Raw genomic sequence first — 12,807 nt, 5'->3', positions numbered from 1 at the left:
CGCAGAAGGGGCAGGCACACGACAGGGAGGGCCCCCTGATGGCCGATGGACTGCTCAATATCGTGCTCGGCGTGGCCGCCAGCGCCGTCAGCGCCGCGCTCGGCTGGCTGGCGCAGACGCTGCGGCGGCGCCGCCGGCTGGACCGCGCCCGGGAGTTCTTCGGCATGGCGGAGGGCACCGAGTGCCTGCTGGTGGTGCCCCGGCACGCCAAGCTGCCGGACGGCGCGGCGGTCGCCCTGCAGGACGCCTATGCGCTGATGGAGCTGGCGGCGCTGATCAAGGAGTGCGGTGCGCACGCCTCGATCCTTTCCCATGAGCGGGTGCGGCAGGGCATCGGCACCAAGGCCGAGGTCTGCCTGGGCGGGCCGTCGGTCAACAGCCGGATGGCCGCGCATCTCGCCTGGCGCTTCCCCGGGCTGCGGATCGCGGAGTGGACCGGGCCCGGCAGCCCGATGACCATCAGCGCGGGGGAGCAGTCCTTCTCCCGGGTCCCGGACGAGGCCGAGTACGCCGTGCTCGCCCGCATCCCGGGCACCGACAGCCGTCGGCCGGTCTTTCTGATCTGCGGTCAGACGCCGGTCTCCAACCAGGCCGCGGTGCGCTTCCTGCTGGGCAACCGGCGCCGCCTGATGCGCGAGTACGGCGCGGGGAAGCCCTTCTGTCTGGTCGTCAAGGCCGTCAACACACCGGTCTACGGACCCGATGTGGTGGAGCTGGCCGGGGATCTGACCAGGGCTGCGGTCACCGCGCCGGCCGGGCAGCGGCCCGCCGCGGCGCCGGACCCGGACCCCGCGGCGGCGTCCTCAGGCTGACCGCGCGCAGACCTGCTCAGGCCGGCTGCGGACCGCCCGCGACCGGCGGCGGGGTGTCGGCCGGCGGCACCGCGGCCTCGGCCTCGCCGCCGGGCTCGCGGAGCAGCAGCAGCGACATCACCAGGACCGCCAGCACCAGCATCAGGCCGACAAAGGTCGGCCAGCCCGACAGCCCGAGCAGGACCGCGCCGAGCACCCCGTGCAGTACCGCGCACCCGATCAGCAGCCCCCGGGCGACCCTGCCGGCGCCCCGCTGCCCACCGGCGTGCCGGGGGCCGGTCCCCAGCCATCCCGCCCTGGCCGCGACCACGGCGCAGACCAGCAGAAAGACGGCGAGCGCCCCCTGCCCCGCCCAGGCCCCGACCGCCATCGCGTCCGGAGAGAGCCCTCCGATGGACATCTGCTGCTTGCGCACCGCCAGCCCCAGCACCAGCCCGACCAGGGCGAACGCCAGGGCCTCGACCGCCAGCAGCACCGCAGCCGCGATCAGTACCGCTCTTCGCATGTCCGCCCCTTTCCCACTCCTTACCGGAACGTTACTGACCCGTCGTCTAACTGCTCAAGGGGCATGACACGCCCGGGTCGGACGGGCTGCGTGGCGAAGGCCACTGAGTCGCTCCAGCGAGGTCCCAGCGACTCGCTGGGACCTCGCGTACCTTTGGTGGGCAGGGCATTGTCACGCACACCGCAGCTCTGGTCACCACCTGGGATGACTCTCCGTGTGGGCAAGGTCACCACCGGGGGTGGCTCGATAGTACGGACCGCCGGTCCATAGACTCGCCTAGGTTCAAGAAGGGAGCCATCGTGCGCAAGGTGCTCATCGCCAACCGCGGAGAAATCGCAGTCCGTGTCGCCCGGGCATGCTCTGACGCCGGAATCGCCAGCGTCGCCGTATACGCCGAGCCGGACCGGGACGCGCTGCACGTCCGCGTGGCCGACGAGGCCTATGCGCTGGGCGGCGACACGCCTGGCACCAGCTACCTGGACATCGCCAAGGTCCTCAAGGCGGCCGCCGACTCCGGCGCCGACGCGGTCCACCCCGGCTACGGCTTCCTCTCCGAGAACGCCGACTTCGCCCAGGCCGTCCTGGACGCCGGGCTGACCTGGATCGGTCCGCCGCCGCAGGCCATCCGCGACCTCGGCGACAAGGTGGCCGCCCGGCACATCGCCCAGCGGGCCGGTGCCCCGCTGGTGGCCGGCACCCCGGACCCGGTCTCCGGCTCCGACGAGGTGGTGGCCTTCGCCGAGCAGCACGGGCTGCCGATCGCCATCAAGGCCGCCTTCGGCGGCGGCGGGCGCGGCCTGAAGGTGGCCCGCACCCTGGAGGAGATCCCCGAGCTCTACGACTCGGCGGTACGTGAGGCCGTCGCGGCCTTCGGCCGCGGCGAGTGCTTTGTGGAGCGGTACCTCGACCGGCCGCGGCACGTCGAGACCCAGTGCCTGGCCGACAAGCACGGCAATGTGGTCGTGGTCTCCACCCGTGACTGCTCGCTGCAGCGCCGCCACCAGAAGCTGGTGGAGGAGGCCCCCGCGCCGTTCCTCTCCCACGAGCAGAACGCCGAGCTGTACCGCGCCTCCAAGGCCATCCTCAAGGAGGCCGGCTACGAGGGCGCGGGCACCTGTGAGTTCCTGGTCGGCCAGGACGGCACCATCTCCTTCCTCGAGGTCAACACCCGCCTCCAGGTGGAGCACCCGGTGACCGAGGAGGTCTCCGGCATCGACCTGGTCCGCGAGATGTTCCGGATCGCCGACGGCGAGGAGCTCGGCTACACCGACCCCGAGCTGCGCGGCCACTCCTTCGAGTTCCGCATCAACGGCGAGGACCCGGGCCGCGGCTTCCTGCCCGCTCCGGGCACCGTCACCGTGTGGGCTCCGCCGACCGGTCCCGGCGTGCGGCTGGACTCCGGTGTCGAGGCCGGCTCGGTCATCGGCCCGGCCTGGGACTCCCTGCTGGCCAAGCTGGTCGTCACCGGCGCCACCCGCAAGCAGGCGCTGCAGCGGGCCGCCCGGGCGCTGGCCGAGTTCCAGGTGGACGGCATGGCCACGGCCATTCCGTTCCACCGCGCGGTGGTCACCGACGCGGCGTTCGCGCCCGAGGTGCACGGCCACGCCGGCCCGTTCACCGTCCACACCAGGTGGATCGAGACCGAGTTCGACAACACCATCGCCCCGTTCGGCGGCGGTGCGGCCGAGGGCGAGGAGCCCGAGGGCCGCGAGACCGTGGTGGTCGAGGTCGGCGGCAAGCGCATCGAGGTGTCGCTGCCGTCCTCGCTGGGCGTCTCCGCGGCCGCCCCGGCCGCCGGTGCGGCCAAGGCCAAGCGGCGCCAGGGCGCCAAGAAGGCCGGCTCTGCGGTCTCCGGCGACTCGCTGGCCTCCCCGATGCAGGGCACCATCGTCAAGGTCGCCGTGGAGGACGGCCAGGAGGTCCAGGAGGGCGACCTGATCGTCGTCCTGGAGGCCATGAAGATGGAACAGCCGCTCAACGCCCACAAGGCGGGCACCGTCACCTCGCTCTCCGCCGAGGTCGGCGCCAGCATCACCAGCGGCGCGGTGATCTGCGAGATCAAGGACTGATCGGGCACAGCCCGTGAAGGGGCCCCCGCGGAAGCCTTTCCGCGGGGGCTCTGCCGTCTGTGCCGGGTCTCCGCCGTCTGTGTGCGGACCAGGGGCCGAACCCGATCGCGCGGTCAACCGCCGCTTAAGCCCGCCCTAAGACGCCCGCCGGACCCTCAACTCCCCGTCCTCCCGGGGCTAGCGTGAGGGCTGCGCCGGAGCGAGTGCGGCGGCGGCAGCGGAGCGACGGACCGGCCCTGACCTCCACGACCGCCCCGGGGCATCCGCTCCTCCGGTCCCGCGGGCGCCTGCTCCTCCGCCGTCGGCACCCGCGGGGCGCCATCGGCCTGTGGCCCTCCTGTCCATCCACCCCTGGGAGAGGCCCGGCCGACGGCGCCGGAGTGTGAGGCCCCCGGACGCTCCCACCCGGGGGCCTCACCCATGTCGCTTCTGCTGCGCACCGCAACCGGCCCGGTCCGCCGAAGACGTGCACCACCCCGGGCACGGGGAGCCACCGGGGCGTCCGCGCACTGCGGTCCCTCCCCCGCCCCGGGGGTGCGGGGGAGCTCCCGCTCGTGGCCACCGTCCCGTCCGGCGGCCTCAGCGCTTGCGACGGCTCCCCAGCTCGGCCAGGCGGGCCTGGCCGGGAAGACCCGGGGCGACGGCCGGGCCGCCGGGGACGGGCGGGGGGCCGCCATGGGTTCCGGGGCGGCGCTGGCCCGGCAGCGGGGCGGTCTGCTGGCCCCGGCGGGGCTCGGTGGCAGGGCCGTGCCCGTACGACGGGTGGGGCTGCGGATCGCCGGGGAGCCCCAGCGGCGCCACGGTGACCTGGACACCCCGGTCGGCCAGCGCGTCCAGCTCCCGCGCGGTGCGGTCGTCGGCGGTGGCCTGCTCATCGGTGACCAGGCGGGTGATGGCGTCGGTGGGCACGGTCTGGAACATGGTGTCGGTGCCGAGCTTGGTGTGGTCGGCGAGGACGATCACCTCGGCGGCGGCCTGCACCAGGGCCCGGTCGACGCTGGCGGAGAGCATATTGGTGGTGGACAGGCCCCGCTCGGCGGTGAGCCCGCTGCCGGAGACGAAGGCGCGGGCCACCCGCAGGCCCTGGAGGGACTGCTCGGCACCGCTGCCCACCAGGGCGTAGTTGGAGCCGCGCAGCGTACCGCCGGTCATCACGACCTCGACCCGGTTGGCGTGCGCCAGTGCCTGTGCCACCAGCAGGGAGTTGGTGACCACGGTCAGCCCGGGCACCCGGGCGAGCCGGCGGGCCAGCTCCTGGGTGGTGGTGCCGGCGCCGACGACCACCGCATCGCCCTCCTCCACCAGGCTCGCGGCGAGGTCGGCCACGGCGCTCTTCTCGGCGGCGGCGAGATGGGTCTTCTGCGGGTAGCCGGGCTCCCTGCTGAGACCTCCGGGCAGCACCGCACCGCCATGGCGGCGGTCGAGCAGCCCTTCGGCCTCCAGAGCCCGTACGTCCCGGCGCACGGTCACTTCGGAGGTCTGGACGACGCGTGCGAGCTCCCGGAGCGACACTGCTCCGTTGGCGCGCACCATTTCGAGGATCAACTGGCGACGTTCTGCTGCGAACACGAAACAGACCGTAACCCGCGTGACCGTCTGCTTTCAGGCGTTTGCACCTGGTAGCCGAAGTTGCTCACCAACGATAGGCGCGCGCCTCTACAATGCACGCCGCCTCAGACGGCGCCCGCTCCCCCGTGCGCCGTCCGACCGGGTGTCAGGAACCGGATTCCGCTCCCTCGCGCTTGCGGATGTGCAGCTGACGGGCGCCCTCGGCGGTGGAACCGGAGAGCGACGGGTAGACCGTGAAGGCGCTCGCGACCTGCTCGACCGTCAGGTTGTTGTCCACCGCGAGGGAGATGGGGTGGATCAGCTCGCTGGCGCGGGGGGCGACCACCACGCCGCCGACCACGATGCCGGTGCCGGGGCGGGCGAAGAGCTTGACGAAGCCGTCGCGGATGCCCTGCATCTTGGCCCGCGGATTGCCGCGCAGCGGCAGCTTCACGCAGACCGCGTCCATCTTCCCGCACTCGACGTCGCCGGCGGTGTAGCCGACCGTGGCGATCTCGGGGTCGGTGAAGACATTGGAGGAGACGGTCTTGAGGTTGAGCGGCTGCACCGCGTCGCCCAGCGAGTGGTACATCGCGATCCGCCCCTGCATGGCGGCGACCGAGGCCAGCATCAGCACCCCGGTGCAGTCACCGGCCGCATAGACGCCCGGGGCGGAGGTGCGGGAGACCCGGTCGACCTTGACGTGGCCGGACTCGGTGAGCTTCACGCCCGCCTCCTCCAGGCCCATGTCCGCGGTGTTGGGGATGGACCCCACGGCCATCAGGCAGTGGCTGCCCGTGATGACCCGGCCGTCGGACAGGGTGACCTCGACCTTGTCCCCCACCCGCTTGGCGGACTCGGCGCGGGAGCGGGACATCACATTCATGCCGCGGCGGCGGAAGACGTCCTCCAGCACCACGGCGGCGTCCGGGTCCTCACCCGGCAGCACCCGGTCGCGGCTGGAGACCAGGGTGACCCGTGAGCCCAGTGCCTGGTAGGCGCCGGCGAACTCGGCGCCGGTGACGCCGGAGCCCACCACGATCAGCTCGCTGGGCAGCTCGTCCAGGTCGTAGACCTGCGTCCAGGTGAGGATGCGCTCGCCGTCCGGCTGGGCGTCCGGCAGCTCACGCGGGGTGGCGCCGGTGGAGATCAGCACCGCGTCGGCCCGCAGGGTGAGGTTCTCGCCGTCGGCGGTCTCCACCACCACGGCGCGGGAGCCGTCGAGGTCCTGACGGCCCTCCAGCCGGCCCTTGCCGCGGAGCACGGTGACCCCGGCCCGGGTGACGGACTGGGTGATGTCGTGGGACTGCGCGACGGCGAGGCGCTTGACCCGTCGGTTGACCTTGCCGAGGTCCACCCCGACCACCCGGGCGGCCTGCTTGTCCGGAGGGGTGTCGTCGGCAACGATGATGCCCAGCTCCTCGTAGGAGGAGTCGAAGCTGGTCATCACCTCTGCGGTGGCGATCAGCGTCTTGGACGGCACGCAGTCCGTCAGCACCGCCGAGCCGCCGAGCCCGTCGCTGTCGACGACGGTCACCTCCGCGCCGAGCTGTGCGGCCACCAGGGCCGCTTCATATCCGCCGGGTCCGCCACCGATGATCACGATCCGAGTCACCTCCCCATTGTCCCGCACCGGACCACGGCTGCGACGCCGGGTGCGCCTTCCGGCTGCGCGGGTGTGGGGAGCCTCACGTACGCTGGACGTCATGTCGCTCTACGCCGCGTATGCCACCAACCTCGATGCGCGGCAGATGAGCCGTCGCGCCCCGCACTCCCCGCTCCGCGGCACCGGCTGGCTCGACGGCTGGCGGCTGACCTTCGGCGGTGAGCAGCTGGGCTGGGAGGGCTCGCTGGCCACGGTGGTGGAGGACGAGAAGGAGCAGGTGTTCGTCGCCCTCTACGACGTCGCGCCGATGGACGAGGAGGGGCTGGACCGCTGGGAGGGGCTTCAGCTCGGCCTCTACCGCAAGATCCGGCTGCGGGCGCACACCCTCGACGGCGATGTGGCGGTGTGGACGTATGTCCTCGACGACTACGAGGGCGGCCTGCCGTCCGCGCGCTATCTGGGCCTGATCGCGGATGCCGCCGAATCGGCCGGCGCCCCGTACGACTATGTAATGGACCTGCGCAAACGACCCTGCTGAGACGGGCCGGCCCGGGGAGAAAGCGCCCTAAGCGGTAACAATCCGGCATGTCTTCACCCCGTTGTCTACGCGCGTAGGGAATTTCCGACTAGGCTCTCGTGCGTGAACGCATCTCCTCAGTCGGTCGTCGCCACCGACCCCCACGCCGCCGCTCGGGCCGCCGCAGCCCGCCTCCGCGAGCTCACCGGGGCGGAGCGCCACGATGTCGCGCTGGTCATGGGCTCCGGCTGGGTGCCCGCGGCCGACGCCCTCGGCGCCCCCGAGCACGAGTTCCCGGTCACCGAGCTCCCGGGCTTCCCGCCGCCGACCGTCGAGGGCCATGCGGGGAAGGTCCGCTCGGTGCGGATCGGCGGCAAGCGGGCCCTGGTCTTCCTGGGCCGCACGCACTTCTACGAGGGGCACGGCGTCGCCTCCGTCGCCCACGGTGTGCGCACCGCGGTGGCGGCGGGCTGCTCCACGGTGGTGCTCACCAACGGCTGCGGCGGACTGCGCCCCACCTTCACCCCGGGCCAGGCCGTACTGATCAGCGACCACATCAACCTGACGGCCACCTCGCCCATCCTCGGCGCCAACTTCGTCGACCTCACCGACCTCTACTCGCCGCGGCTGCGCGCCCTGTGCCAGGAGGTGGACCCGTCCCTGGAGGAGGGCGTCTACGTCCAGTTCACCGGCCCGCACTACGAGACCCCGGCCGAGATCGGCATGGTCCGCGCCATCGGCGGCGACCTGGTCGGCATGTCCACCACCCTGGAGGCCATCGCCGCCCGCGAGGCCGGGGCCGAGGTGCTCGGCATCTCCCTGGTCACCAACCTCGCCGCCGGTATGACCGGCGAGCCGCTCAACCACGAGGAGGTGCTGGAGGCCGGCCGTGCCTCCGCCTCCCGGATGGGCTCGCTGCTCGCCAAGGTCCTCGAGCGGATCTGACATCGGTCCACCTGCGGCGGTGGCCCGAGGGGGTCCGTGGGGAAGACGTCCCCCGAGGCCTCTTTGCGGCCGCCGTCCGCATCCGTCACCCCAGGAGTCGAAGCAATGGCGCGCGCACCCGAGAACGACCTGCTCCAGCGGGCCCGTACCTGGCTCGCCGAGGACCCCGACCCGGAGACCGCCGCCGAGTTGCGGGCCCTGCTGGCCGCCGCCGAGGGCTGCGAGCCCGGCGAGGACGAGTGCCGCGCCTGGTCCGAGCTGGCGGCCCGGTTCTCCGGCACCCTCCAGTTCGGCACCGCGGGACTGCGCGGCGAACTGGGGGCCGGGCCGATGCGGATGAACCGCGCCGTGGTCATCCGCACCGCGGCCGGCCTCGCCGCGTACCTCAAGCGCCAGGGGCACATCTCCGACACCGTGGTCATCGGCTACGACGCCCGCCACAAGTCCCATGACTTCGCGCGTGACACCGCCGCCGTGCTGACCGCCGCCGGGCTGCACGCCGTGCTGCTCCCCCACCCGCTGCCCACCCCCGTGCTGGCCTTCGCCGTCCGCCACCACGGCGCGGTGGCCGGCGTCATGGTCACCGCCAGCCACAACCCCCCGCGCGACAACGGCTACAAGGTCTACCTGGGCGACGGTTCGCAGATCGTGCCGCCCGCCGACGCCGAGATCGCCGCCGAGATCGAGGCCATCGGCTCGCTCGACGAGGTGCCGCTGGCGGACGACGGCTGGCAGGTACTGCCCGCACACGGCCAGTACGGCATCGTCGACGCCTACCTGCACCGCACCGCCACCGTCGCCGACCCCGGCACCCCGCGCGACATCTCCGTGGTCTACACCCCGCTGCACGGCGTCGGCCGCGACACCCTGCTCGCCGCTTTCTCCCGGGCCGGCTTCCCCGCCCCCACCGTGGTCGCGGAACAGGCGGAGCCCGACCCCGACTTCCCCACCGTGGCCTTCCCCAACCCGGAGGAGCCCGGCGCCATGGACCTGGCCTTCCGCACCGCCAACGCGGCCGGCCCGGACCTTGTCATCGCCAACGACCCCGACGCCGACCGCTGCGCGGTGGCCGTACCCGACCCCGGCAGCCCCGCCGGCTGGCGGATGCTGCGCGGCGACGAGGTCGGCGCGCTGCTCGCCGCCCACCTGGTCACCAAGCGGGTCGAGGGCACCTTCGCCACCACCATCGTCTCCTCCTCGCTGCTCTCCAGGATCGCGGCGGCGGCCGGACTCGGCTTCGGCGAGACCCTCACCGGCTTCAAGTGGATCTCCCGCGCCCCGGGCCTGCGCTACGGCTACGAGGAGGCGCTGGGCTATTGCGTCGACCCGGAGGGGGTGAGCGACAAGGACGGCATCTCCGCCGCCCTGCTGGTCGCGGAACTCGCCGCCGGCCTCAAGAGCACCGGCCGCACCCTCTGCGACCTGCTCGACGACCTCGCCCTGGCCCACGGTCTGCACGCCACCGACCAGCTGTCGGTCCGGGTCAGCGATCTCTCCCTGATCGGCGCCGCCATGCAGCGGCTGCGCAGCGAGCCGCCGGCCACCCTGGCCGGTCTGGCGGTCGCGTCCGCCGACGACCTGGAGCAGGGCTCCCCCGGCCTGCCGCCCACCGACGGCCTGCGCTACCGGCTGTCCGGGGCGGCCCTTCCCGGCTCCTCCGTGGAGGGCGCACGGGTGGTCGTCCGGCCCTCCGGCACCGAACCCAAGCTGAAGTGCTATCTGGAGGTCGTCGTCCCGGTCCCCACCGCCGCCGAGCTGCCCGCCGCCCGTGCCACCGCGGCCGAGATCCTGACGGCGCTGCGCAAGGACGTCGCTGCGGCGGCCGGTATCGACGCCTGACATCCAGTAGGAGCATCCCGGGCCGGGGCACGACCGACCCGGGCACCGGCGGCGAGGGCGGAGGAGCTGCACACCCCCCGGTGCACAGTTCCTCCGGACGCCGCCCGGTCCGCCCTCAACCCTCCACACTCCCGGACTCGCCCGCCGGGTTGCCCGGCTGACGAACATTCACCGCGGCAACGGCGCCGCCCCTGGTCCACCCGGCCGGGCAGGGGCGGCGCCGGTCCCGCAGATATCAGAGATGTCACAGATGTCGCAGACGGCTCGTACGGCGGTCACGGCGGTCACGGCGGACAGGAGTTCACCACGGGTCGGGCGCTCCGGCCGTCCTCCCCACCGTGACGGTGCGGGAGCCCGGGGCGAAGGCCGCGAAGGACTGCTCCCACGGCGGCTCCCCCGGCCAGTGGTAGCCGACCCGGCCGTCGGCCGGGCGGTAGACGGCCGTGTAGAGGGTGCCCAGGCCCTCGTCGTACCGCAGCTGGTGGAGCGGGGGCCTCAGCAGTGCGGCGAGCACCGCGTCCGGGGAGTCGGCGGCCTCCCGGACGGCGGCCAGGCGCTGCCGGGTCCGGGTGACGCGCTCCTGCTCCTCCGGCACCGGAGCCGACTGGTGGTTGGCCGCGCGGGGCTCGGAGGTGACGGTGGGCTCCAGATCGGGGCCGACCTGGACGGTGAGGGCACTTGAGGCGTCCACCAGGGTGAGGTTCTGCGCGGTGGCGACCGGCAGCCTGCCCAGTGCGGCCAGGGCCTGGCCGACGCTGTCGCAGGTCTCCAGCAGATAGCGCAGCACCAGCAGGACGGAGAACCCCGGGCCGTGGACGAACCGGCCGCCGAAGGTCAGCGACACCGCGAGCCCGGCGTCGTTCATCCCGTCCAGCAGGCCCCAGAACAGCTCCTGCATCCCGATGACCGGGCGCAGAAAGTCCGAGGACACCACGGTGCGGCTGCACTGCGCGGGGTGGAAGTCGTAGTTGCGCAGCAGCACCCCGTCCACTGCGGCCTGGGTGCAGCCGGAGAAGAACGGCCTGAGCCCCGCGTGGGCCAGGGCCGCCCGGCCGCCGGGGCGGTCGAGCCCGGCGGCCAGCCGGTCCAGGACGGGGAGCAGTTCCGGCATCCGCTCGGCGAACAGCCGCTCGGCTGCGCGGACACCACGGCCGGTGTACCAGGAGGCGGCGTCCGGCCAGGCCGCCCCGGCGGCGGCGGCCCAGCGCCCGTCCGAGCCGTCGCCGACGTCCAGCGCGGTGAAGGTGAGCCGGCGGTTCATGACGAGGTGCCGCGGACCACGGGCTCCTGGAGTTCGGTGACCCAGCCGGCCTTGTCCTCCGGGCACTCCAGATAGATCTCCCGGGCGTAGCCGGCGGAGCGGTAGCCGTTGGCGTCGATCCAGCGGGCCATCGCCTGGCCGGTGGAGACGACCTGGTCCATGGAGCCGCGGTGGACCGCCGTGGCGGCGGTCCCGATCGGCGGCAGGTCCACGATGTCGACGTCGAGGCCGTCGCGCGGCTCGGCCGCCACGGTGACCCCGGCGTGGGCGATCACGGCACCGTCGCCCTGCGGGGCGTCCTCGTACCAGGCGACGCCCGGTCCGGTGGGGGTGATCCCGGCCGCGGCGAGGCGGCGGAACAGTTCGTCGTACAGAGGGGTGAGGACGGGCCCGATGTCCTCCGGGCCGTAGCTGGCGGCGACCGCGGACAGCTCCGCGATCCGCACCGCGGGGACGGTTTTGAGCACCACGTCGGTGGCAGGCATGTGACCCTCGCTGTCGATGGCTCGGAGCCTCGCCTCGACCTGGGCCAGCCGGGCCGTCGCGGCCGCCATGTCGGCGGCCAGCTCGGCCCGGCGCAACCGCAGCATCCCCTGGAGCTCCTCGGTGGACACCCGCTGGTCGAGGATCGCCCCGACCTGCTGGAGGGTGAAGCCCAGGTCCTTGAGCGCGATGATGCGGTTGAGCCGGGTGAGCTGGTGGGCCTCGTAGCTGCGGTAGCCGCTGGCGGGGTCGACCCGGGCCGGGCGCAGCAGCCCGACCGCGTCGTAGTGGCGCAGCATGCGGACCGAAACCCGGCCGTGCTTGGCGAAGTCTCCGATGGTGTACATGGTGCTTCCCAGTGGAGGGCCTCACACGGTGTCAGGGTCAAGCCGTGAGGTCAGCCGGTGGCGATCAGGGTGACCAGGGCGACCAGCCCGACGGCGGCGGGGACGATGATCCACCAGCACCAGGTCGCGGAGACCTCGCCGGCGGCCTCCGGGCGGCCGGCGTTGCGCTCGGCGGTCTCCCGGAGGGTGTCCACCACCTGGTCGGACCAGGCGCGGGTCGGGTCGGGCGCGCCTGCCACCGCGGAGCGGCGGGCGCCGGGGCGCAGCGCGGAGCCGCGGTCGTCGCGGCCCGCGTAGGGGTCCTCGGCGGCGGCCCGGGCGGCGCGGGTGGTCGCCCGCTTGCGCTGCCGCAGCGACACGGGGACGGCCCAGATCTGGTACTTCCCCCCGCCTGCGAACAGTTCCACCGAGTAGCCGGAGCGCAGTGACTCCACGGTGGCCCAGGGGGCCACGACGGTGCGCAGCGGGTTGCGGACCGTGAGGCGCTCCTGGTCGGCGCGGACCACCGGGCGCAGGGTGTAGGCGGCCACCAGGGGGACGAAGAGCAGTGCGGCGGAGAGTGCGACCCAGGGGGTGCGCCCGGTTCCGTACACGACGGCGTCCACGATCAGCCACAGGGCGACGGCCAGCAGCAGCACGCCGCCGATCACGCCCATGGTGGAACGGTAGACGCGGTCGGCGTACACCGGCCGGTCGGCCTGGACGGGCCCGGGCTGGTCGGCCGGACGGGGCCGGTCGGCCGGCTCGGGCTGCCTGGGCTGCTGGGGGGCCGGGCTGCCGGGGGTCTCCCGGTCGGGGCCGTTCTCGCCTGCGGGGTCGGTCATGAGTGGAGATTCTGCCTCAGCCTGCGCGAAGGCGGCGGGAGGGCAGGTTTC

11 protein-coding genes are annotated in these 12,807 nt (G+C 73.4%); 5 read left to right on the top strand and 6 right to left on the bottom strand.

Features of this window, described 5'->3' with window-relative positions; all coding sequences use genetic code 11:
- Positions 1–38 precede the first annotated feature (38 nt).
- On the top strand, positions 39–812 hold the full coding sequence (locus AB0761_RS22970; protein ID WP_377271008.1) for a hypothetical protein: 774 nt from the start codon (positions 39–41) through the stop codon (positions 810–812).
- A gap of 16 nt (positions 813–828) precedes the next feature.
- Here AB0761_RS22970 and AB0761_RS22965 read toward each other — a convergent pair whose 3' ends face one another.
- Complete coding sequence (locus AB0761_RS22965) at positions 829–1,317, bottom strand: hypothetical protein (RefSeq protein WP_377271007.1); 489 nt, start codon at positions 1,315–1,317, stop codon at positions 829–831.
- 299 nt (positions 1,318–1,616) lie between these two features.
- Here AB0761_RS22965 and AB0761_RS22960 point away from each other — a divergent pair, with 299 nt between their 5' ends.
- The gene (locus AB0761_RS22960; protein WP_377271006.1) at positions 1,617–3,386 is read left to right on the top strand and encodes an acetyl/propionyl/methylcrotonyl-CoA carboxylase subunit alpha; all 1,770 of its coding nucleotides are present in this window, start codon (positions 1,617–1,619) and stop codon (positions 3,384–3,386) included.
- 579 nt (positions 3,387–3,965) lie between these two features.
- On the opposite strand, the gene AB0761_RS22955 is transcribed toward AB0761_RS22960, so the two are convergent.
- Together AB0761_RS22955 and AB0761_RS22950 are read right to left on the bottom strand one after the other, a co-directional pair.
- Positions 3,966–4,919: a DeoR/GlpR family DNA-binding transcription regulator gene (locus AB0761_RS22955; protein ID WP_377274271.1), complete on the bottom strand. Its 954-nt coding sequence runs from the start codon at positions 4,917–4,919 to the stop codon at positions 3,966–3,968.
- 181 nt (positions 4,920–5,100) lie between these two features.
- Positions 5,101–6,549: an NAD(P)H-quinone dehydrogenase gene (locus AB0761_RS22950; RefSeq protein ID WP_377271005.1), complete on the bottom strand. Its 1,449-nt coding sequence runs from the start codon at positions 6,547–6,549 to the stop codon at positions 5,101–5,103.
- 91 nt (positions 6,550–6,640) lie between these two features.
- Between AB0761_RS22950 and AB0761_RS22945 the strand changes: the two genes are divergently transcribed.
- The 3 genes from AB0761_RS22945 to AB0761_RS22935 all read left to right on the top strand — a co-directional run bounded on the left by AB0761_RS22945 (position 6,641) and on the right by AB0761_RS22935 (position 9,841).
- Complete coding sequence (locus AB0761_RS22945) at positions 6,641–7,078, top strand: gamma-glutamylcyclotransferase (RefSeq protein WP_377271003.1); 438 nt, start codon at positions 6,641–6,643, stop codon at positions 7,076–7,078.
- A gap of 102 nt (positions 7,079–7,180) precedes the next feature.
- Positions 7,181–8,002, top strand: coding sequence for a purine-nucleoside phosphorylase (locus tag AB0761_RS22940; protein WP_377271002.1), 822 nt, complete (start codon positions 7,181–7,183; stop codon positions 8,000–8,002).
- A gap of 105 nt (positions 8,003–8,107) precedes the next feature.
- On the top strand, positions 8,108–9,841 hold the full coding sequence (locus AB0761_RS22935) for a phospho-sugar mutase (RefSeq protein ID WP_377271001.1): 1,734 nt from the start codon (positions 8,108–8,110) through the stop codon (positions 9,839–9,841).
- A 301-nt stretch (positions 9,842–10,142) separates the two neighbouring features.
- Here the strand turns inward: AB0761_RS22935 and AB0761_RS22930 are convergent, their stop codons facing one another.
- The 3 genes from AB0761_RS22930 to AB0761_RS22920 are packed head-to-tail and all read right to left on the bottom strand — an operon-like array spanning position 10,143 to position 12,756.
- Positions 10,143–11,102: a C45 family autoproteolytic acyltransferase/hydolase gene (locus tag AB0761_RS22930; protein WP_377270999.1), complete on the bottom strand. Its 960-nt coding sequence runs from the start codon at positions 11,100–11,102 to the stop codon at positions 10,143–10,145.
- A complete protein-coding gene (locus tag AB0761_RS22925) occupies positions 11,099–11,932 on the bottom strand; it encodes a MerR family transcriptional regulator (protein WP_377270998.1) in 834 nt (277 codons plus the stop codon). The genes AB0761_RS22930 and AB0761_RS22925 overlap by 4 nt, the downstream gene beginning before the upstream one ends.
- A gap of 50 nt (positions 11,933–11,982) precedes the next feature.
- The gene (locus tag AB0761_RS22920) at positions 11,983–12,756 is read right to left on the bottom strand and encodes a PH domain-containing protein (protein WP_377270997.1); all 774 of its coding nucleotides are present in this window, start codon (positions 12,754–12,756) and stop codon (positions 11,983–11,985) included.
- Positions 12,757–12,807: the final 51 nt, after the last annotated feature.

The sequence above is a fragment of the Peterkaempfera podocarpi genome, from assembly GCF_042466665.1.
GTDB classification, from domain to species: domain Bacteria; phylum Actinomycetota; class Actinomycetes; order Streptomycetales; family Streptomycetaceae; genus Peterkaempfera; species Peterkaempfera podocarpi.
Note: the sequence above shows the minus strand (reverse complement) of the source record. Positions and strands in the feature narration are given on the sequence as shown.